General features: G+C 63.4%; 18 protein-coding genes and 4 pseudogenes. 7 read left to right on the top strand and 15 right to left on the bottom strand.

The window, feature by feature from the left end; genetic code table 11:
- Nucleotides 1–69 precede the first annotated feature (69 nt).
- The gene (locus WS92_RS02615; protein WP_015602809.1) at nt 70–435 is read left to right on the top strand and encodes a hypothetical protein; all 366 of its coding nucleotides are present in this window, start codon (nt 70–72) and stop codon (nt 433–435) included.
- 105 nt (nt 436–540) lie between these two features.
- Here the strand turns inward: WS92_RS02615 and WS92_RS02620 are convergent, their stop codons facing one another.
- On the bottom strand, nt 541–1092 hold the full coding sequence (locus WS92_RS02620; RefSeq protein ID WP_059934471.1) for a hypothetical protein: 552 nt from the start codon (nt 1090–1092) through the stop codon (nt 541–543).
- 99 nt (nt 1093–1191) lie between these two features.
- Nucleotides 1192–1540, bottom strand: a pseudogene (locus WS92_RS37065) (BON domain-containing protein).
- Between the two features lie 152 nt (nt 1541–1692).
- Between WS92_RS37065 and WS92_RS36270 the strand changes: the two are divergent.
- A pseudogene (locus WS92_RS36270) lies at nt 1693–1914 on the top strand (glycosyltransferase family 1 protein); the annotation flags it as partial.
- A gap of 296 nt (nt 1915–2210) precedes the next feature.
- On the opposite strand, the gene WS92_RS30790 reads toward WS92_RS36270, so the two are convergent.
- The 7 genes from WS92_RS30790 to WS92_RS02655 form a co-directional block, all read right to left on the bottom strand.
- Entirely contained in the window at nt 2211–2849 is a 639-nt protein-coding gene (locus tag WS92_RS30790) for a class I SAM-dependent methyltransferase (RefSeq protein WP_171845179.1), read from the bottom strand.
- 138 nt (nt 2850–2987) lie between these two features.
- Nucleotides 2988–3635, bottom strand: coding sequence for an SRPBCC domain-containing protein (locus WS92_RS34160; RefSeq protein WP_171845180.1), 648 nt, complete (start codon nt 3633–3635; stop codon nt 2988–2990).
- 177 nt (nt 3636–3812) lie between these two features.
- A complete protein-coding gene (locus WS92_RS02635) occupies nt 3813–4910 on the bottom strand; it encodes an alanine racemase (RefSeq protein ID WP_059934472.1) in 1098 nt (365 codons plus the stop codon).
- Between the two features lie 18 nt (nt 4911–4928).
- A complete protein-coding gene (locus WS92_RS02640) occupies nt 4929–6005 on the bottom strand; it encodes a fatty acid desaturase (RefSeq protein WP_059934473.1) in 1077 nt (358 codons plus the stop codon).
- 87 nt (nt 6006–6092) lie between these two features.
- Nucleotides 6093–6668, bottom strand: a complete 576-nt coding sequence (locus tag WS92_RS02645; protein ID WP_059934474.1) for a C39 family peptidase — start codon at nt 6666–6668, stop codon at nt 6093–6095.
- Nucleotides 6665–7675, bottom strand: coding sequence for a D-alanine--D-alanine ligase family protein (locus WS92_RS02650; protein WP_059934475.1), 1011 nt, complete (start codon nt 7673–7675; stop codon nt 6665–6667). Before WS92_RS02650 ends, WS92_RS02645 begins: the two co-directional genes overlap by 4 nt.
- 11 nt (nt 7676–7686) lie before the next feature.
- Nucleotides 7687–8844: an MFS transporter gene (locus WS92_RS02655; protein ID WP_082744051.1), complete on the bottom strand. Its 1158-nt coding sequence runs from the start codon at nt 8842–8844 to the stop codon at nt 7687–7689.
- A 480-nt stretch (nt 8845–9324) separates the two neighbouring features.
- Here WS92_RS02655 and WS92_RS30795 point away from each other — a divergent pair.
- Nucleotides 9325–9441: pseudogene (locus WS92_RS30795) on the top strand (H-NS family nucleoid-associated regulatory protein); the annotation flags it as partial.
- Between the two features lie 768 nt (nt 9442–10209).
- Here the strand turns inward: WS92_RS30795 and WS92_RS02660 are convergent.
- Complete coding sequence (locus tag WS92_RS02660) at nt 10210–11094, bottom strand: LysR family transcriptional regulator (protein ID WP_009916068.1); 885 nt, start codon at nt 11092–11094, stop codon at nt 10210–10212.
- A 130-nt stretch (nt 11095–11224) separates the two neighbouring features.
- Here WS92_RS02660 and argC point away from each other — a divergent pair, with 130 nt between their 5' ends.
- Nucleotides 11225–12217: an N-acetyl-gamma-glutamyl-phosphate reductase gene (argC, locus tag WS92_RS02665; protein ID WP_059934477.1), complete on the top strand. Its 993-nt coding sequence runs from the start codon at nt 11225–11227 to the stop codon at nt 12215–12217.
- Here argC and WS92_RS02670 read toward each other — a convergent pair.
- Entirely contained in the window at nt 12148–14445 is a 2298-nt protein-coding gene (locus WS92_RS02670) for a hybrid sensor histidine kinase/response regulator (RefSeq protein ID WP_059934478.1), read from the bottom strand. The genes argC and WS92_RS02670 overlap by 70 nt on opposite strands.
- Before the next feature lie 134 nt (nt 14446–14579).
- On the opposite strand from WS92_RS02670, the gene WS92_RS02675 reads away from it, so the two are divergent.
- Both WS92_RS02675 and WS92_RS36275 read left to right on the top strand, forming a co-directional pair.
- Nucleotides 14580–14852: a hypothetical protein gene (locus WS92_RS02675; protein ID WP_059934479.1), complete on the top strand. Its 273-nt coding sequence runs from the start codon at nt 14580–14582 to the stop codon at nt 14850–14852.
- A gap of 83 nt (nt 14853–14935) precedes the next feature.
- Nucleotides 14936–15127 (top strand): annotated as a pseudogene (locus WS92_RS36275) (glycosyltransferase family 2 protein); the annotation flags it as partial.
- A 39-nt stretch (nt 15128–15166) separates the two neighbouring features.
- Here the strand turns inward: WS92_RS36275 and WS92_RS02685 are convergent.
- Nucleotides 15167–16537: a sigma-54-dependent transcriptional regulator gene (locus tag WS92_RS02685; RefSeq protein WP_059934542.1), complete on the bottom strand. Its 1371-nt coding sequence runs from the start codon at nt 16535–16537 to the stop codon at nt 15167–15169.
- 353 nt (nt 16538–16890) lie between these two features.
- Between WS92_RS02685 and WS92_RS02690 the strand changes: the two genes are divergently transcribed.
- Nucleotides 16891–17859, top strand: a complete 969-nt coding sequence (locus tag WS92_RS02690; protein ID WP_015602746.1) for a sigma-54 interaction domain-containing protein — start codon at nt 16891–16893, stop codon at nt 17857–17859.
- A 58-nt stretch (nt 17860–17917) separates the two neighbouring features.
- Here WS92_RS02690 and WS92_RS02695 read toward each other — a convergent pair whose 3' ends face one another.
- The 3 genes from WS92_RS02695 to WS92_RS02705 all read right to left on the bottom strand — a co-directional run bounded on the left by WS92_RS02695 (nt 17918) and on the right by WS92_RS02705 (nt 21368).
- Nucleotides 17918–18817 carry an NAD(P)-dependent oxidoreductase gene (locus tag WS92_RS02695; protein WP_167359329.1) on the bottom strand — a complete coding sequence of 300 codons (900 nt, stop codon included), beginning with the start codon at nt 18815–18817 and terminating at the stop codon, nt 17918–17920.
- A gap of 125 nt (nt 18818–18942) precedes the next feature.
- On the bottom strand, nt 18943–20292 hold the full coding sequence (locus WS92_RS02700; protein WP_015602535.1) for an LLM class flavin-dependent oxidoreductase: 1350 nt from the start codon (nt 20290–20292) through the stop codon (nt 18943–18945).
- 260 nt (nt 20293–20552) lie between these two features.
- Nucleotides 20553–21368, bottom strand: coding sequence for a 4'-phosphopantetheinyl transferase family protein (locus WS92_RS02705; RefSeq protein WP_059934480.1), 816 nt, complete (start codon nt 21366–21368; stop codon nt 20553–20555).
- Nucleotides 21369–21444 lie beyond the last annotated feature (76 nt).

The following is a 21444-nucleotide window of genomic DNA, read 5'->3' on the forward strand; positions in this document are numbered from 1 at the left end:
AGCAACGGACGGACCCGATGCGGGCACGGCGCTTGCGGCGTCAGTCCATCGCTTTCGCGGAGACGGTTCATGGCCCTCAAAACGTGCGCGAGCGTGGCGTGCGTGCTCGCGCTGCTGCTGCCGGCGCTTGCCGACGCGCGCGCGGACGCCGACGCAGACGCGGGCGACGCGGCCCGCGCGATCGCGGCGCTCGTCAGCGGGGCCGCGCCGGCGCAGCGCGCGGACTTCGACGACGATGCGCTGACGGGGCTCGGCGTCGCGAGCCTGCGCGTGCTCGCCTATACCGCCGAGGACGAAGTGCGGCGCACGTTCGGCGTCGATCTCGCGCAATGGCTCGACACCGCATGGGCGACGCTGCTCGGCTATGCGGGCGACGACGTCCGCGCGCGCGACGAGCATGCGCGCGTGGCCCGGCGCCGCCGGGCGCCGGCGTGAGCGGAGCGCGGCGCGTGCTCGAGAGAGCCGCGCTGCGGGAAATCGACGCGCGCCGGTACTGGCTCGGGCGCGAGCTCGACGCGTTCGGGCGACGCACGGGCTGCGCTATCGCGGCGGCACGTCGGGCCGCGCCGGATCGAAGTCGGCCCATTCGCCGTCGCGCCACTCGCCGTCGACGCGCTCGACGTTCGCCGCGCCGCTCGCGCGCAGCACCGCCTCGACCGCGCCCGCCGTCTCGCCCGTCACGTGCGCGGCGAGCATCACGCCGGTATCGCTTTGCCTGAGCGTGCCGAGCCCCTCGATCTGGCGGCCCTGCCTCCGGCGCAGCGCGCCGCCGAGCGCGCCGATGTAGCAGCCGACGAGCGCGGAGGCCAGCCATACGACCCAGTAGCGCCAGCCGAGCACGTGGACGACGAAGCCCACGACGAGCCCGACGATCGCGCCGAGCGCCGCGCCATAGGCGGCGCCCGGGCCGCCCGGCCGCGCAGCGGAATCCGCGTAGACGTCGCCGCCGATCGGAAACTTCGCGTGCTGCCCGCTCGGATTCAGAAAGAACATCGATACGTCGTCCGGCCCGAAGTCGCGCGCATACAGATGCCGCGCGCCCGCCTCCGCCTGCTCGAACGTCGTGAACCGGCCCGCCACGATCATCGCCATACGAGACCCATGCCGCCCGTCGCGCCGATGATCACGGCCGCCTGCTCGCCGATCGGCTTCAGCGTGCATTGCATGACTGCCTCCCTGCCAACGGGCCGGTTATTTCGGCCGCACCGTCAGCCTGTCGCGCACGTTCTTCACGCCGTCCACCTGCTTCGTCACGTCGACGGCGAGCGTGCGCTGCCGCTCGTCGGGCACCGTGCCCGCGAGCTGGACCGCGCCGCGCCGCGTCGTCACGTGAATGTCGCCGGACGACAGATCGTTCGTCGCGAGCAGCACGGCCTTCACCTTCGTCGCGATCGCCCGCGGCGTCGGCCTGCGGCAGCGCGAGGCATGCGGCCGCGAGCGCGATCAGACCGGCCGTGGCGAAGCGGCCGAAGCGATTCGCGGCATGATGGGGCGAATGCGGTTGCGTGTATCGCGGTACGTGGAATTGCATGTCGTTCATCGTCAGCCCCTGTTGTCGAATCGGCGCGGCGGCCGGGTGCCTCACGGTGCCGCAAGCGGTGTGCCACTGTCTGCGGAACGCGCCCGACATGGGCTCGCGCGCGACGCGCGAGCCGCCGTGCTTTTCGGCAAGCCGTTATAACTTTTGCGGCCGTGTTCGCGCGCCTTTGCGCGCAACGCAAATGGGCATGCGCGTTGCGTTCGTTGCGTTCCCATCCGGCAAAGGTCACATTCGCGCCTGCGGTCACGGGAGCCATCGCCATGCAGAAAATCGCGCTGAGCAGTGAGCCCGCATCGCCGTTGCGCGTCATCGGCGGCGTCGACGCGGGCGGGCAGGACATCCCTGTCGCGAACGTCGCGAAGCGGCTCGCACGAGAGCGCATCGCACTGCGCGCGCGTGGCCGCGTGCGGCGGGCCGGACGTCGGCGCGTAGCGGAGCGATTGCGCGGAGGCGCGGGGCGGCCGGTGCTCGGCGGGCCAGCGCCCGGTGGCCGACGATCGGCGGCCGACACTCGGCGGTCGGCGATCTGCGACAGTCGCCGTCCGTTGCCGCCCATTGCCCGCGGTCGACTACCGCTGATTCTTGGTTCTTCGTGGATTTCCGTGGATGGCGCTTACCGACCCAAAGCCGACATTCGTCACTCCTGGTAGCGGTAACTCGTGCGGGGAGTTTAAGCTTCCCGGTAGCCCCGCGCACCGTCCTTGACGAAAGCAAGGCGACTCCACGTCACGCCCATACGCCGATTTCCTCGCTGAGAAGATTCGGTCTGAACGTTCATTACAGTTCGCAGGCCACGAGCATTCGCGAGTTGCATCGTCTCCGCCGCCGAAACATCGAACATCCGTCGGCCTTCCGGAACGGGGCCGTGACGCAAGGATATGATCAGTATGGCACCATCGCAAAGAAGAGCGCTGACATTCGGCATCGCACGGCGACATTCGTGCTCGTCAAGGTGCATCCAAACAGCGGATAGCATTACAAAGTGGAATTCTTTTCGTCTCGAACGCAGTATCGCGAGATCCGGAAGGCTATCGTCCAGCCATTCAATCCGGGGAGACGGATGCTGCCTGATTCCTGCAACTCGCAACGCGTCCACCGGTTCGATGGCTACGACCGAATGCCCCATCGTCGCAAACGCAGCAGCGTCGGTTCCGATACCGGCTCCGACGTCGAGAACGCAGGACGGTGCTATCGGAACGAGATGCATGATGGGCGCATGATGCTCGGCAAACGAAATGTCTTGCCATTGCTCGATGAGCAATGGCGAATTCTCCGCGTAGCCTTCCGTGCCGCTGACATTAATGGACACCTGCGCCCTCCATGTGTCGGTGTTTCGGGAAGTTTGCCAGATTGTCGTCAATTCAGCGCCAGTGACCCCAATGTCCGGAACTGGCCGGCCAGCAACTAATGCTGCGGATTCCGTTGGCATCGCACGAGAAGCAGGCGCTCACGGCGTTTGCGATTCTGCACGCTGCTTGAGCGCAGCATTCATCGCCTGGAAATTTCTCCGAGTCTCCCCGATTACGTCTTTCGTCAAGCGGCCAACAAGCAATCCAGAGAAAGACTCCGTTTGCTCAAGATGGGTGCCGCCGGCTACGGCGGTTAGGCGAATGCAATGCGTACCGTCGAAGACGCCGCGAATCCATAGACTGCCACGCCAGCAAAGCTCTTGTTCCGGACGGACGAGCAGGACCGTCGGCTTGAACACCATCGAATCGGGCTCAGTGCCTAGCACAATTCGGATTGTTTCTCCTTCCCTGAAATCGCCGTCAACCCGAGTAATGAAGGGATTCCACTCAGGATACGCGGCGCTGTTCGATACGATTTTCCAGACATCGGTGGGCGGTCGATCGATAAGAACGTCGGCACGCGCGCTGCCATCTTGGTGCATGAAAAAAATGCTCCCAATTACGCCGACAACACTGACGACGATGCCCTTCAGCAGTAGTCTCCGTAAGCCCATATTCGCCCGATGGTTCGTTGTAGTTGTCTCATTGCAGCCTCGAACTGGCCGATTGTGGACGATCTTGACACCTGTGTCGAATGTCCGAATATAGCCGAACGCCGTCAGTAGCAACCGGTTGCCAGCGACCATGCAGTCCTCCAGCGCGTGTCGCATGCAACTGAAGAGTTCTGACCGGTGCGCGGCGTCGTGACTGAACGAATCGCATACCGAGAATCGTGCGTAAATCATGACCCTACGTCCGCGCCCAGGAGTGTACGACGCGAATTGGCGACTTTACTTCGTGTGACGCCAAAGAAATGCACATAGTCAAGGCATCACGCTTGCCGCGTTGTCCATCGCGCGGGCGCTGATCTTTTTCGCGGCGGTGAATGACGCACAATCTCTGATCTCAAGGATGTTGTACGGCGAGATCAGGCACTGCGCAAGCGCTTCGTAGTCGGGTATGAATCTCAGCACGTCTCCCGCTTTCAATGGCCGCTCACATCGCGTTACGTCAAACACTGTATAGTCGGACGTGTTCCCGACATATCTTGCGCCGCGATCCAGGCAGTGGAGCCCTTCAGGCACGGTGTTCAACGAGCCGAAGTTCACGACCGCCCGCTTCATCGTTTCGGTATTCCGACTGTCGCAGTAGCGAGGTTTATCCTTGATCTCAAGTATCTCCCCAGAATAAACAAACGCATCGCTGAAAAGGTCGTTGTGAATGCCCTGCCGGCCCGGCGAAGTGCCAAGAAAGATCGCTTCGCCGACTCGCAGTTCGTTGGCCAAACCTAAGTACCCATCTGAAAGCACGCGATCCAGCAGGATCGACCCGCCGATTGATATCCTCGGTAGTCTATACCCTATGATTTTTTGCGCCGTCCGGACAAGATCGTCGATGAGCCAGAACTCGTGGTCGCTCGGGCAATATGGGCTTAGGCAACCGAAATTGACGCCAATCCCGGAAAAGACGATGTGATCACCGAGGAAATTCCTGATCTGCTCCGAGAATTGCCCAATTTCATTAGGGAGAATGCCTTCGCGACGATCCCCCAGGTCCACCATGACAACGATTTCGTGGCGGAGTCCATTGCGTGCAGCCGCGTCGGCCAGCTGCTTGACCGTGCCGAGTTCTGAGTTGACGCTTGAATTGGCGTATCTGACCACGGAGTCGATACCTGATGGCGCGGGCATCTTCAACAGCGTGGTATGCGGGAGCTTTCCTGGACCCGCGCCGGTGAAGTCAACCGGTCCAGAAAAGCTCATTCGTTCTATGCCGCACTGGATCAATGCATTCACGACTTCAGGCAGCAACTGGCAGCTTTTCAGTACCGCGTTCAACTTGAGATCACGCCGATTGCATGCACTCTTGATCACACCAAGGTTGTGTCTGATTTTTTCCAGATCAATGATTAGCTTCGACATAGCGCCTCTCCGCGACGATCAATGTCCAACCATTGTTTTTCTCAGACCTATCAGTATCGACTGCCCACTCCGGGCTGATATGAACAGGCCATGTGTGATGTCCTGCGAGTAGGTTGGAAACGTCGCCTTGAGATATTTATCGACTCGGGGTAAATGGTTCCATCGAACCGTTGGGAACAGCGAATGCGCTAGATGATAGGAATCGCCAAGCGGAAATATGTTGTTCCTGACGATCAGGCCTACGATGCCGGGGAATTCGGTGGGCCGCCCAAGCGTGAGTTCCCGGATGTCATAATCAAGATCATCCGACACTTCCTCGTACCATCGGTGCAACGAGATGTGGGCAATCCAGTAGAACAAGGGGTAGGTGATCAACACGGGAACGATGTAATACAGGAGCATCTCTTCGTACATGCCGAAATGCGCAAAGAGGGCGACGATAACTGCCACAGTCGCAATCCTCAACGAGAGATGGACGGGGTTTTTGCGATCGTGCCAGATATACGATGCGCATTCGATTAGCCGATTCTTAATTCCAGCTGGGGTGATCGGATAGAACACGCCGGTCCAGAAGCTCATTGGCGAAATACCAGGCCGAAAACGCTTGTCCTCGAGTTCCAATAGATCTGGATCATGAGGCATGTTGACCGAGCTGTGATGTCTTCTGACATGCGTATCGCGTCGGACACTAGCCTCGGGCATGAACGTGGGGAATTGGTAGAGCAAATTGGCCAACCAGAGGCCAAAATTGATGTTCTTGCACAATGCCCCATGGACAGCGAAATGCCCTGCTTCCTGTAGCGTCCGGAATCTTCCTGTGACAAATAAAAGCAGAATTATTTTGATCAAAATGCTGTTCGTGAGCCCAGAAACCAGGATCGCAGCAATGATGTACAGATAGCTCCAAACAAATGGGAAAACGGCAAAGACCTTTTCCAATTTTTTCGGCTCGGTGCGAGCTAGATATCTTCTTATCTCACGAATGGATGCGTTGTTCGGGATCAGGGCAAGGTCTGGAAAACTCCTACGGTAATAGAAGTGGTCGATGAGCTGTAGGCCGATAGCAAACGATACGAGAAAAGCTACGGTAAGCAATTTTCACCCCTAAATAACAGGTTGTCTTTCACATGCTACATTGAGTTTCTCGATGCATTGAGGGTGGAACTGTGCGCTTCTTGAACGCTAGACGACGATGCCTCTGAGGCTGGAAAACGAGGTCACATCATGGACTTCGCGCCTAAACGAGAAATTTCCCGGACCTTGTTCGTAATCGGGATCGGAGAATATGCAATGAGTCGGTGATCTTTCCTTCAGGACCAACCCATGCACTATGATCAAGTGGCCGCTCTTCTTGATGTTTCCATCGGAGACTGCTGGTGTCAGCCTGGGCGCGACCGACAGAATGGCCGATTTCCCGAGCGACAGCAGTTCGATCAATGCATCGACCCCGGACAGTGCCTTTACTTCGGCCTCAATGCCACGCTCGGCGAGCATGGACGCGAGACCGTAATGAGACCAACCGACCTCAGGGACATAGGCCTGCCGCTCGATGCCTTCTTTGATCAAGGTACCCAACGGAGGCGTTGATTGAAGCTTTGCCGAAAGAATCATGCTCACGCATGCTATTCCGCAAGCCCGATCGCGCCACGCCTGGGCCTCGGCTTCCAAGGAGAACCCGTTCCCGAAGTAACTCGGGGAGAGCGTGTCCTGCGAGATATAGCGCATGCCAACCAGATTATCGACGAAGACTTCACTCATACGTCACCACCCTTTGCATAGAGGCGGCGGACAGATGAACTCTTGCATCTCCTGATGTTCGCGGCTGTCGAGATGTACAGGAATTGTTCGAAGGACATCGCGCTGCCAAAGCACCGCGACGAGTTGCTGCCGGGATAAAGCCCCGGAATCGTGTTGATTTCGAGATAGTGTGGCGCCCCAGACCGAATTACGTAGTCGAATCTCGCGACGCCTTCGCACTGAAGCGCCATGTACATCATGCTGATCTCGCGCTCCAGCCGCTCCGCGACCGCGGGATCGAGAAGATGAATGGAGATCGGGTTGTCGATCCGGTACTTCAGTGCTTGATCGTATAGCCGGCTTCCTTCGGGGAGATCGAAAACGATGGCGTCGCTGATATGCAGGCCATCCACGTCCCGGAACATGGAGACGGTGCCGTGGTCGCCCTGGATGTATTCCTCAACCATCCATTGGTTGTGCGAGGCCTTTGGAATATCGCTGATGACTATGGCCAGATTTTCGAAAGAATCGACGAAGACGACACCTTCGCTGTCTCCCTCACTTAACGGTTTGACGACAAACGGACCCGGTCCGAGATCCTGATTCTTTGTTAGATCTGGATCGAGCGATGATACAAGGCGTCCGTTGGGCGTGGCAAAGCCCCAGTTCCGGACCATGGCCTTGAAGACGTTCTTATCCATCCCGATCGCCGACGCCAGTACCGGCGAGCCTGAATAGGGGATCTCCAGCGAGGACATCAATCCTTGGATCTGTCCGTCTTCCCCTCCCACGCCATAGCAGATGTTCAGCACAAAATCGCACTTGGCAAGGCGCGTAGCGAGGCTCGGTTTCCCGTCGTACTCGATGATGACCGCCGATTGGCAAACTCGCTGAAAGTATGGGAGCAGAGTGTGCGCATTCGTGATGGACCCGTGACTTTCGCTGGAGTAGCCACCAGCCAAAATGCCCAACTTGATCTGACCAAGCACTTGCTTGGCCGACAAGAATTTTTCATCTACGTTCGTCATGTACAATCCTTTTAACGTTTAAATTCAATGACGCCTCTTAATAAAACCCGGAGTCTGGCGTACTTATTGAAAATCAAAAATGAAAGGATGATATAAAACGCCAAGGCGCTAACAATCGGTAGGGAGGATGTGCCAAGTATGTCCTGCAGCACACCGCCCGTGACCGGGCCAAGTAGCGACCCTGTTTCATACAGCAAAAGCAATCCGGCATTTCCTGTCATCAGTTCATCGGGGCGCGCTCGCAGGCCAAACATAATAAGCGCTAATCCGTATAACACACTGCACCCCCCCCCCCAAAGAAAATATAAAACTTCACTACCGACACCGTGGTCGTTCATCCATATCAGGTGGGAAAGCAGAATCCCTGCGATGGTAACGATGAAAGCCGATTTATAGATACCCAATTTGTCGGCGGTGATGCCCATCGCGATCTGCGCAGCCGCGGAACCAAACAATGTGGTCGACAGCAGATCCTTTCCGGTCAGGCCATTCATGTTCACGGTCGTCGACGTAGGAAGTAGGGTAATCTGTGCGGCCACCAGAGCGCCGCCACAAGTTGCGATCACGCATTCGACCGGCATTTTCCTCAGCGACTTAACAGCGAGCCCAAGTGTTGCTCCCTTTTCTTCCGGCAAGATGAGAGAGCCCGACAGGTAACATATCGCTACGCCAACGCAAAATAACAATGCGGACGTGAGAAAGGCCCGTTCGAGCGCAGCCGTATCGATTGGGATCAAGGACCCCACGGCCAAGGAGAAAGTCGTTGCCGCGGCATAAACCCCAATCACCCGTCCTTTGATGGGGGCGGGTGTCGAGTGATTCAAAAGGGACTCCAAGGCGATCCAGAGCATCCCGTTGGTCGCGCCTATGCAGGCTCTGACGACAAACCATACATACAGGTTATTACTTCGCTCCAGGATAAAGAGCCCACCGCACAACACTAACGCACTGAATGCGAGTACTTTTTTGTATCCGAGCAGCGCAATCAAACGTCTTGAACTGAATCCCGTGAGGATGATCGCAAGTGATGGTGCGCATGCGCTGACGCCGATCTGCGTCTGTGTTGCGCCAGCAGATTTTAATGTGAGCGCCAGCAGCGGCATCGTGTAGCCGAAGGCGACGGACATAAATGCCGTTGCGATAATAATTAAAACACTGCGTCTCATCATTCGTTTGTTCGTTCGTTGCTTTGCAGCCAACAGGAAAAACAGAATCAGCTTTATGGACTTGCATTGGAAGACGAGAACTCGCGTCAGGAATTTCCGGATCGAAATTCGAAGATCTGAAAATTCTTACAAACGTGCGGTCCGCATTCGGAATGTGATGCAGGAAAAGTTGCAAATTTATTGTGGTGAGATAGCTGCTTTAATACGAAGAACAGATTGTGCGGACCTCCGCCAATTCGGCGGCACGGCATTATTGCTAATCAAGTATCGCGTCGCGCTTGGACAATGTAAGTGTCGCGAAATTCAATGTCAAGGATTTTTTCATCTTTTTGCTTGTGATTGAAATGAAGAATTTATGTCTGTTTGGTGCACGGAAGATTCATAAAGAGGTAGATAGTGAACTGAATTGAACTAGTGGATTTCTTCGATGGTCGGCATGGCCACTAATTGCCGATTGGAGAAAGGGGCGACGTGCGCCTGTTTGCGCCAAGGTATCGAAATCCGAAAACGGGCGCGACCTGGAGTGGGTGCGGTAAGGCGCCTCAATGGATTGCGAGCGCGAAGAACCGCGATCGCTTCCTGATCCCGACCGAGGAATAAGCCGGCGAAAGCCGTTAGAAGTGTTGTGCAGGCAGATAACGCGTCTGGTGAGGGCCAAAAGTGCAGTAAGTCTTGCCAAGCGCTCCAGCAGAAAGGAGGTCGACGTCGCCTGTTGTCTCGCGCAGTGCCGCACCACAAAACGGGCGCCTCACCGCACCAGCGCGATCTCACGTTCGACCGCGACTGAGGCCTCGACTGCGATCGTCCCACCGATCGCCGCGTCTGATCAATTCGACACCTCGTGCTGGCCATGGAGATCGGGAGGTGCATTCGCCTTGGACTCTGCGGACAGTTCCCGATGCAGCTTGGCGGCCGCGATCGACGAGTCAACTTTGGCATGAAGAGATGTGCCATCCCCCAGTTCGACTATCCAGCTATCTAGCACCCGACAGACGCCGATGGTCCAATCGCTGCTATGCGAATCGCCATAATCGCTGACCACCACCCACCCGAGTGCGACCATTGGGTCGCGCTACTCAAGCATTGGCGCCATGATCATGCTCGACTCCGGGCGCGCAGGCCAAGCGTACACGCATGCTTGCGAGCTCGTAGATCGACTGTAGGAAGGCTTCTTGATTGCCGATTACTGCTCGGCGATGTCTGCAAACAACCACGCGCGACATCGAGTGGAGTTGTGGAGCCGCGCGAAGGGCTCTTTGCGCCCCAATTCGGTCAGTCGAATTTCTACAAACCGGCCATTCGTTCGTCGTGGCGTGCAACAAGGCTACTGTTTCAGCGAAAGTGAACCTAAGCGGCAAATGGCAACACCTACGCCAATCGCAAATTCCACAACACATCAAGTACGTGTTGCGTGGAACGCTCAACGTGCCCCGCACGATGTGCAATACCGAGCCGTCGCCACAACGCTGGGCGCAGCGGACGCATGACAATGCGCCTGTCGGGTAATGGCGTAGTGGCCTCATAGGGCAACAGCGCTGCGCCGTAACCTGCCGCTACCAGACTCTTGATCGCGTCGTTGTAGTTGAGCTGAATGCGCGGCGCAGGATGGTGCCCTCCGGTCGCGAACCACTCCGCAGCCAGACGCGAGAGACGCGTGGTCGCGTCATTGAGAATGAGAGGTTGGGCGGCGAGCCATTCAGGGGTAACGCGGGCCGGACACCGCCAATGCGCCGGCACAAAGGCCATCACAGGGTCGCGGCGCCAAGGCTTTATCACGAGTCCCGCCACCGGGGGCTGAGGCAGCGCGACCAGCCCGACATCCAGCGTTCCATCCACCAGCCGGGACAGGGTTTCTTGCGAAGTAAGCACTGCAATCTGAATGTCGATGGCGGGATGGTGCTCGCGCAGGACCTCGAGCGCTTGCGGCAGCAGGTGCGCGATCACGCCCGTGGACGCGCCGAGACGCGCACGCCCTTCGAGCCCCTCCACTTGACGTTGAATATCGTCTAACGCCTGCTCCGCGTCGGCCAGCAGTCGGCGCGCGCGCTCCACCAGCACCTCGCCTATGGACGTCGGCCCCACCTGTCCGCGCTTGCGTAACAGGAGTGGAGCCCCAATGCGGTCTTCGAGTTCGGCGATGTGGAGGCTGACCGTTGGCGGCGCCAGGTGCAACGCACGCGCCGCATCGGCAAATGAACCACGGTCGGTAACGGCGACCAGAGTGCGCAAGCGGTCCAGGCTGATCTCTCGCATGACGGCGTCCAGATTCAGAAAAACTGAATGTTTGCGTTATGAAATTCAACTTTCGCTATTCTAGCCGTCCGCGCAACATAGGAGGCTCTTTTTACCTGTTACCACCCACAGTCAGCGGAGTCATCCACGTATGAGCTCTCCCGTAGTTTTCATCGACGGCGACCAAGGCACCACCGGGCTGCAAATCCACGACCGGCTGCGCAACCGGACCGACATCAGACTGTTCACACTTGCCGCTGCGGAGCGCAAAGATTCGCGGCGTCGCGCGGAAGCCATCAACGCCTGCGATATCGCCATCCTCTGTTTGCCGGATGCCGCCGCGCGCGAGGCAGTGGGCGCCATTGTCAATCCTGCCGTCCGAGTTATCGACGCAAGCTCCGCCCACCGCACGCAGCCGGACTGGACTTACGGTTTTCCGGAAATGGCGCCGGGGCAGGCTGAGCAAATTGCGAACGCATGTCGGGTCACCAATCCTGGTTGCTATCCGACCGGCGCGGTTGGCCTGCTGCGTCCGTTGGTGCAGGCCGGGCTCATACCGGACAATTACCCGATCAGCATTCATGCGGTATCCGGCTACTCCGGACGCGGGCGTGCCGGCGTGGAGGAACATGAGGGGCCGGGAGCCGCCAACGCGCCTTCATACCAGGTCTATGGCCTGGAACTCGCGCACAAGCACGCGCCGGAGATCCAGCAGCACGCCTGGCTTACGCAGCGTCCCATTTTCGTCCCCGCGTATGGAGCGTTCCGCCAGGGCATCGTGCTGACGGTGCCGCTGGCGTTGCGGCTGCTGGCGCCCGGCGTGGATGGCGCCACGTTGCACGCATGCCTCGCACGCCACTATGCCGAGGTGACTCACGTCCGAGTCTTGCCGCTGCACGAATCGAGCGCCTTGAAACACCTGGACCCGCAAGTGCTGAACGGTACGAACGACATGCACTTGAGCGTATTTCATGACGTGGAGCACGGGCACGTCCTGCTGTCCGCGGTTTTCGATAATCTTGGCAAAGGCGCCTCCGGAGCTGCGGTTCAGAACCTGAACCTCATGCTCACGCGTCAACCGCTCCCCGTCGCGCGCAGGATCGCGCGCGCGAGCGTCTGCAGGTCGACCGGCTTGCACAGATAGCCGTCGAAGCCCGCCGCGAGCACGCGCCGCTCGTCCTCGCGCCCCGCATGCGCGGTGACGGCGAGCACCGGCGCGTCGTTCGCCGCGTGCGCGTGCGCATTCGCGTGGCGCAGCGCGTCGAGCAGCCAGAAGCCGTCGCCGTCCGGCATCGCGAGATCGGACAGCACGACGGTCGGCCGCAGCGCGTCCGCCTTCGCGATCGCCTCGCGCCCCGACGACGCGACGATCACCTCCGCGCCGAGCGTCTTCAGCGCGGCGGCCAGGCTCGCGCGCGACGTCGCGTCGTCGTCGACGAGCAGGACCCGCTGCGCGTCGAGCGTCATCCGCGCGCCGCGCTCCATTTGCACCGCCCATGCGAGCGCGCCGATCGGCTGCCAGCCGGCGGGCAACGTGACCGCGAACGTCGTGCCGCGGTTCTTGCCGGCGCTCGCGGCGCCAACCTTGCCGCCGTGCAGCTCCACGATGTGCCGCACGATCGACAGCCCGAGGCCGAGCCCGCGCCGCGACGACGCGGGCGCGCCTTCCGCGCGCCGGAACGCCTCGAACACATGCGGCAGGAACTCGGGCGAGATGCCCTGGCCCGTATCGGCAACCGTCAGCTTCGCCTGCGAGCCGGTGCGCTCGAGCGACACCGTCACGCGGCCGCCGCGCGGCGTGAACTTGAAGGCGTTCGACAGCAGGTTCGACAGCATCTGCCGCAAGCGCTCGCCGTCGCCGGACACGATGCACGTGTCGAGCGCGCATTCGACCGCCAGCTCGATCCCGTCGGCCTGCGCGGCCGTGCCGAGCGCGCCCGTCACGTCGTTGACGATCCGCACGAGATCGACCGGCATCGCGTCGAGCCGCAGCTTGCCCGTCGCGAGCGACGATGCGTCGAGGATGTCGCCGACCATCCGCGCGAGCGACCGCGCGCTGCGGTCGATCGCGTCGATCGCCTGCTGCTGCAGCGCGCCGTCGACCGGATTGCGCAGCACCTCGATCCAGCCATAGATCACGTTCAGCGGCGTGCGCAGCTCGTGCGACACGGTCGCGAGCAGTTCGTCCTTCAGCCGGTTCGACGTATCGGCCTGCCGGCGCGCATCGCGCGCGCCGCGCAGCGAGCGATGCGCGCGCCGCTCGCGCCGGCGCTGCCCGCCCGTATCGCGCAGCGTCAGCGACAGCGCGACGCATGCGTCGCGCTCGTCGAGCACGGGCGACGCCGACAGCGTCGCGCGCAGCCGCGAGCCGTCCTGCCGCATGCACAGCACGTCGACGTTCTCGATCGGCTCGCGCACGCCGGGCACCGATGCGGGCAGCGGATGACGGCGCAGCCAGCGCGGCGCGATCAGCATCGCGACGTCGCGGCCGCGCGCCGCCTGCTCGTCGTAGCCGAACATCCGGCGCGCGGCCGGGTTCCAGCTCGTGATGCGGCGGTTCGCGCCGACGCCGACGATCGCATCGGGCGACGCCTCGACGAGCCGCCGCAGCATCTGGCTCGCAGCCACGCGCTCGCGATCGACGCTCACGTCGCGCACGATCAGCACCGCGCCTGTCATGCCGCCCGCCGCATCGACGAGCGGCGACGCGACTTCCGCGATCGGCACGCGCTGGCCGTCGTGCGGCATGAGCCAGTGCCCGTCGACGGTCGCGCTCGCGCCGCTCCTCAGCACGCGGTCGAGCGCGGTCGCGCGCACGCGCGCTCCGTGCCCGTCGCACGCGCGGAACACGCCGCGAAACGGCAGGCCGCGCACGGCCGTCGCATCGCAGCCGATCAGCGTGGCCGCGGCCGGATTCATGTACGTGATCACCCCGCGCCGGTCGCTAACGACGACGCCCTGCGTCAGCGATTGCAGCAGCGCCTCGTAGTACCGGCGCGCGAGCGCCTCGCGGCGGCGCAGCGCCTCGTTCATGCGGCGCGAGCCCTTGAGCGCCGCGACGATCGCGCAGATCGCGCAATTGACGATCACGAACGTCGCGAGCTGCACGATGCGCGCCGACAACGGCCCCGGATACGCGAGCGTGTCGGACAGAAACATCACCCAGATCAGCACGGCGCTCGCGGCGGTCGCACCGATTCCGCCCGCGAGCGACGTCGCCCACACGGCGGCCGCGATGAACGGGAAATACAGCGCGAGCGGCATGTCGGCGCCGCCGGCGCGCACGAGCGCCGCCTGCAGCAGCGTCGCGATCGCGATGAAGCCCGCGACCGTCGCGTAATTTCTTGCGTGTCTCCGTACAAATCCCGCCATTACGTCCTCTCCTGCCCGCGCATGCGCGCGCGGCCCGCCCGCGATGCCCGGCGCCAGCCGACGGCACGGAATTTGCGGGCCCGGGCGGACAAGCCGCGCATCCGCGCGCGCCGCATCGAGGAGGCTCGCGGACCATGACATCGACACACCGCCGGCTCGTCATCTCGCCGCCGCATCTCGACGGCGGCGTGTTCGGCTGCGACCGGTCGCTCGCGCCGGCGGCGCTCGCGTGCGCCGTCGAGCGGCCCGCCGCGCCGATCGCCGGCGCACGAGCGAGTCCGCCGGCCCAAGCCGAAACGATGCGTGCGTATGCGAGCCAGGTCGCCCTCTTCGCCGCTCATGCGCTCGTCGACCTCCATGCTCCCGAAACCTGCCGGCGGCTCCAATGCGAGACCATGTCTGCGTAACGCCCGCGCGCGTCGTCGTGCCGACGCGCGAGCCGCGCATCACCGCGATCGTGCTCACGCACCGCCGCGAGCACGAGCTCGCGCGCACGCTGCGCCTCGCGCCGCGCGTCTGGCGCGAAGCGGGTGGCCTGCGCGGCTGGCGGCGCACGCTCGCCGGCCTGCCGTGGACGCTGCGCGAACGCCGGCCGATTCCGATGCGCGTCGACGCGATGCGGCGCGTCGTCGAGGCCACCGAGCGCATCGCGCGCCGGCAGGCGCGGCGACAGCAACGGTAGCGGCGTCGGCATCGCGTGCGGTGTACGGCGCGCGCATCGTCATCGCTTCGCCTTGTCGTCCTCCTCTTCTTCGCGTTGCGCGAGCCGGTTGTAGATCGTCTTCAGGCTGATGTCGAGCACGTCGGCCGCGTGCGTCTTCACGCCGCCGCACTGCGCGAGCGTGCCGAGGATGATCCGTCTGTCGACTTCCTCGAGCGTCGTGCCGAACGGCACCGTCACCGAATCGCCCCCGCCGCCCGGCTCGCTCGCCACTTCGTCCATGATCGGCGGCGGCAGCGTGTCGATCACGTCGCCGTCGTTGAAAATGCACGCGCGCTGCACGAAGTTGCGCAGCTCGCGCACGTTGCCCGGCCAGTCGTATTCGGCGAGCGCGGCGAGCGCGGACGGCGAGAAGCGCATCTTGCGCCCGCTCTCTTCGCCGAGCTGCCGCAGGAACGCCTCGGCGAGCATCGGAATGTCGTCGCCGCGCGCGCGCAGCGGCGGCAGCGTGATCGGAAACACGTTGATCCGGTGATACAGGTCCGGGCGCAGCTTGCCGTCCGCCATCGCCGCTTCCGTGTCGAGGTTCGTCGCGGCGACGATCCGCACGTCGACATCGATCTCGCGCGCGGAGCCGAGCCGCGTGAGCCGCCCCGTCTCGAGCACGCGCAACAGCTTCACCTGCGACTCGACGGGCATCTCGGTGATCTCGTCGAGGAACAGCGTGCCGCCGTCCGCGCGCTCGAAGAAGCCCTTGTGCTGACGGTCCGCGCCGGTGAAGCTGCCGCGGTCGTGGCCGAACATCTCGCTCTCGACGAGATTCGCCGCGATCGCGCCGCAGTTGACCGCGAGAAACGGCCCCTTGCGGCGCAGGCTCAGATCGTGGATCGTCTGCGCAGCAAGCTCCTTGCCGGTGCCCGATTCGCCCATCAGCAGCACGGACGCCTCGGTGCCGGCGACGCGGCCGATCGCGTCGTACATCACCTGCATCACGGGCGAGCTGCCGAGCAGCCTGCCGAAGCGGCCGAGCCGCTGCAGCTCGGAGCGCAGCGCGGCGATCTCCTCGTGCAGCACGCCGGTGCGCGGCACGCGCGCGAAGATGCTGTTCAGCCGCTGCACGTTGATCGGCTTCACCAGATAATCGGTCGCCCCGCGCCGCAATGCGTCGATCGCGGTCTCGAGGCTCGCGTGCCCCGTCGTCAACACCATCTCGACATGCGCGCCCTTCGGCAGCTCGTCGAACAGATCCATGCCGTTGCCGTCCGGCAGGACGAGATCGCACAGCACGAGATCCGGCGTGTGCGCCGCGATCAGCGCGCGCGCTTCCTCCAGCGTCGCCGCGGTGTCACAGGCAAGTTGCTGGCTGTGGGCGAGCGCGGACAGCATGTCGCGTGTGTCCGCATCGTCCTCGACGATGAGAATGCAGGGCATTCGTGCTCCTTCATTCGTTGCGCGCCGACACAAGCAACGAACGAGCCCGCATGCCGGCGCATATCCGATCAGGCAGCCGAACGATGCCGGCCGATGTGCGATGCGATCGACGATTCGATCGCGGCGACGAAGCGCGTTGCTCATTACAGTATAGAAAACGCGCCCGCGGCAAAACCTGTTATCGGATATTTCTATCCGGTCCCATCGTCGACATGGAAATTTCAATTCATTGTTGAAAAATAGTCGCTAGGCTTCTTCTGTGTAAAAAATGCATGCGCCGGGCGCATCCGGCACCGTTCGACCGGAGCGAGCCCGCACGGCCCCTCGGGGATATCCCACTCAGCGAGAGGTTCATGTCGCAACCCAGCAGTGACGGCAGACGGCTGCAAGGCAATTCGTGTCTGATCCAGGCGCTGTTGCACAAGGTCGAGAAAGTGGCCGGGACTCGCGCGAGCGTGTTGATCGTCGGTGAAAGCGGGGTCGGCAAGGATATCGTCGCGAGACTCCTGCATGACATGAGCCCGCGCCGCCACGGTCCGTTCGTTCCGGTCAATTGCGGCGCGATCCCGCGCGACATCGCCGAATCGCAGTTGTTCGGCCACGAGAAAGGCAGCTTCACCGGCGCGGCCGCGCAGCACATCGGCTTCTTCGAGGCCGCGCGCGGCGGCACCATCTTTCTCGACGAAGTGGCCGAAATGTCGCGCGATCTGCAGGTGAAGCTGCTGCGCGCGCTCGAATCGAACAGCATCACGCGCGTCGGCGGCAGCGAGCCGATCGCGCTCGACGTGCGCGTCGTCGCGGCGACCCATCACGATCCCGCCGAAGCGGTGCAGGAAGGACGCTTTCGCGAAGACCTGTTCTACCGCCTCGCGGTGTTCGCGCTGCGCGTGCCGGCGCTCAGGCATCGCGAGGACGACATCGAAGGCATCGCGCAGGAACTCGTCGACACGCTCAACGCCCGGCACCGCACGCGCAAGCGGCTGTCGGGGCAGGCGCTGAAGACGCTGCGCACCTATTCGTGGCCCGGCAACGTGCGCGAGCTGCGCAACGCGATCGAGCGCGCGTACATCCTCTCCGACGAGCAGATCGAGCAGTTGCCCCTGCGGCGGATCGCGCCGCGCGACGACGTGCGCAAGCACGCGATGACACTGCCGCTCGGCATGACGCTCGCGCATTCGCAGCAGCGCTTCATCGCCGCGTCGCTCAAGTACTTCGACGGCGACAAGCCGCGCACCGCGAAGGCGCTCGGCATCAGCCTGAAGACGCTGTACAACCGGCTCGCGCTGATGCGCGAGCACGATGGAGAAACCGCGCAGCAATGAATGCGCCGGACGCGCTGCGCGCCTGTCGCGCAGCGATCGCGCGGCGAGACGCGCGTTGTCAACTGCCCGCGTACCGCGCGACGCTGCGCGCCTCGATCGCGCGCACGACGGCCGCCATGTCCGCTTGCCCGTACCCGAGCGCCTCGGTCTCGCGATACAGCTCGCAGCAGACTTCAAGCAGCGGCGCCGCGAGATGCGCGCCGTGCGCGGCCTCGGTCGCGAGCCGGCTGTTCTTGAACACGTCGGTGATCGACGCCTGAACGTCGAAATCCTCGTTGACGAGCTTGTCGATCTTCACGCGCGACACGCTGCTCGCCATCGGCCCCGCGTTGAGCGCCGCCTGGAACTGCTTCATGTCGAGCCCGAAGCCGCGCGCCGCGTGCGCGGCCTCGGCGAGCCCCGTCACCATCGCGATCAGGAACGTGTTGATCGCGAGCTTCATCAGCAGGCCGGTCGGCACCGGCCCCGTCACGACGATCTCGTGGCACATCGGCGCCAGCAGCGCTCGCACCTCGTCGACGGCGGCCGGCTCGCCCGCCAGCATCGCGACGAGCCGCCCGGCTTCGGCCGGCTTGCGCGAGCCGGACACCGGCGCCTCGACATAGCGGCCGCCCGCCGCGCGAATGTCGGCCTCGAGGCCGCGCGAATACTCGGCCGACACAGTCCCCATCTGGACGATCGTATGTTGTGCGACGTTGCGCGCGAACGCGGGCTTGCCGCGGCCGAGCACCGCGTCGATCGCGGCGTCGGTCGCCATCATCAGGATGACGATGCGCGCGTGCCGATAGACGTCGGCCACCGAATCGACGACTTGCGCGCCGGCCGCGCGCAGCGGCTCGCAACGCTCGCGCGTGCGGTTCCACACGACGAGCCCGGTTCCGGCGCGCGCGAGATTGAGCGCCATCGGCAGCCCCATCACGCCGATGCCAACGAAGCCTACTTTCATGATCGCCTCCATGAGCACGCCGCCGCACGCGGGCGGCGGCGCCATCGACAGGTTGCGGGCGATCGGAGCGCTTCAGTCGGCCGTGCGCCCGGGTTGGCGGCATGCGCGCCTGCACGCCGCGCCGGCGGCCAGTTTAGCTAAATTGCCGCAACCTGTGCGTCACGGGCGTAGCGACTCTCCTTGTACGGCAGCCCGAGGTGGTCGCGCAGCGTCGCGCCGCGCCGCACCGGATCGAAGTAGCCGCGCGCGGTCAGCACCGGCAGCACGCGGTCGACGAAATCGTCTAGCCCGAAGCCCGTCACCGGCAGGCCTAGCATGAAGCCGTCCGCCGCACCCTCGTCGACCCAGCGGATCATCTCGTCCGCGACCCTGTCCGGCGTGCCGATGAACGCCTCCGACGTACCGATGTTCGAGCGCCGCGTCGACACTTCGTACGCGACCTCGCGCAGCGTCAGCTTGCGCTCGCGCGCGAGCCGCTTGATGTTCTCGGTCGTCGACTGGAAGCCGTCGTTGCCGAGATTGCCGATGTCGGGAAACGGGCCGTCGAGCGGATACACGCTGAAATCGTGCTGCTGGAAGAAATGGCTGAGGTACGTGAGCGCCTCGCGCGGCGACAGCAGCTCGCGCACCTGCCGATACTTGTCGTCCGCGTCTTCCTGCGTTGCGCCGACGATCGGGCCGATGCCCGGAAACACCTTCACGTGATCGGGATCGCGGCCCGCGGCGGCGGCGGCGGCCTTCACTCGGCGATAGAACACGCGCGCTTCGTCGAACGTGCTGCCGTTCGAGAACACCGCATCCGCGTAGCGGCCCGCGAAGCCGATGCCGTCGTCCGACGAGCCGGCCTGGAAGATCACCGGCTGCCCTTGCGGCGAGCGGCGGATGTTGAGCGGCCCCTCGACCGAAAAGAAGCGGCCGCGATGATCGAGGCGATGCAGCTTGTCCGGATCGAAGAATTGGCCGGTCGCGCGATCGCGCACGAGCGCGTCGTCGTCCCAACTGTCCCACAGGCCCTGGACCACGTCGAGATGCTCCTCGGCGATCGCGTAGCGCTGCGCGTGATCCGGATGCGGGCGGCCGTAGTTCTTGCCCGTGCCCTCGATCGACGACGTCACGACATTCCAGCCCGCGCGCCCGCCGCTGATCAGATCGAGCGACGCGAACTGCCGCGCGACGTTGTACGGCTCGCTGTACGACGACGACATCGTGCCGACAAGGCCGATCTTCGACGTGAGGACCGCGAGCGCGGACAGCAGCGAGATCGGCTCGAAGCGGTTGAGGAAGTGCGGCGCCGACTTCGGCGTCACGTACGCCGAATCCGCGATGAACGCGAACGCGATGCCGGCGCTTTCCGCGCGGCGCGCGCGATCGACGTAGAAATCGAAGTTGATGCTCGCGTCCGGGGGCACGCTCGGATGTTTCCATGCGTTCATGTTCGCACCCGCCCCTTGAATCAGGACGCCGAAATGGATGTGTTTTCTGGTCATGGGAAGGCTCTATCGAAACGTTCAAACAGCGCGCGCGAACGCGGCGGCGCATCACGCCGCTCGGGCCGCGCGCCCGGGAAGGCCGCGCACCACGCCGCAGCCTCGCGGCGCCGTCGTCCGACGAACCCGGACTTCGTCGTGCGACGGCGCCTGTCTCGAACGTCGGGCGAACATCGCCCGTCAGTTCGCGATACTAAATAAATTCGCGCGACCGATCCGTGTACGGTGCGGCCGTCCTGCTTTCGGTGCGCGCTGCGCGCTCAGCCGAGCGCGGCCGCGCAGCGCGCGCTCGCGGCCGGGTCCGGCACGATCTCGCGCATCCTGATGTCGAACGGGCGCGCCGCCGCGTGCGCGTCGCGAATCCCGAGCGCCATCTGATGCTCGGCGCCGACGTCGAGCAACGCGAACTGCCAGTGGCTCGCGTCGTCGCCGACGTGCCGATCGAATGCGATGCGCACGGGCTGCGCGGGCAGCGCGAACGAGAACTCGCCGAGATCGATCGACAGCCCGACGCCGCGCGCCTTGATGTACGCCTCCTTCAACGTCCACAGCTCGAAGAAGCGCGTGCGCCGCTCGTCGGGCGGCAACGCGAAGAACGCCGCGCGCTCGCTCGCCGAGAAGTGCGATGCGGCGATGCCGTCGAGATCGTTGCTGCGCGCGCGCTCCTCGACGTCAATTCCCGCGTCGGCCGTGCGCGTGACGACGCACGCGACGATGCTGCGCGCGTTCGACAGATTGAAGCGCAGCGGCGGCCGCGCATCGCCCGCGTCGATTTCCGGCCGGCCGTGCGCGTTCGCGCGAAATCGCCATTGCGCGGGCGCGACGTCGCCGGCATACGCGGACAGCACGGTGCGGCACAACGCGCGCGTCACGAGATATTCGAGCTTCAGGTGATCGAAGGCGAAGCGTTCGAGGCGCTCGCGCTCGTCGGCGCTCAGCAGCGCGCGATAGCGCTCGTGCAGCGCGGGCGTGTCGCAGGCAGCGGTGCGCGCGTACCACACGTGCGCGTCGCGTTCGCCGAGCGGCAGCGCAGTCGGTGCGTTCATCGTCGGGAAGGGCGTCGAGGCGTTCGTCATACGGGTTGTCGTATCGTGCGCGAGCCGCTCGCGCGGGTATTCGGGTCCATGTTCGAGTCGGCGCGCGCGATTGCGT

The sequence above is a fragment of the Burkholderia sp. MSMB1588 genome (assembly GCF_001546925.1).
GTDB lineage: Bacteria > Pseudomonadota > Gammaproteobacteria > Burkholderiales > Burkholderiaceae > Burkholderia > Burkholderia humptydooensis.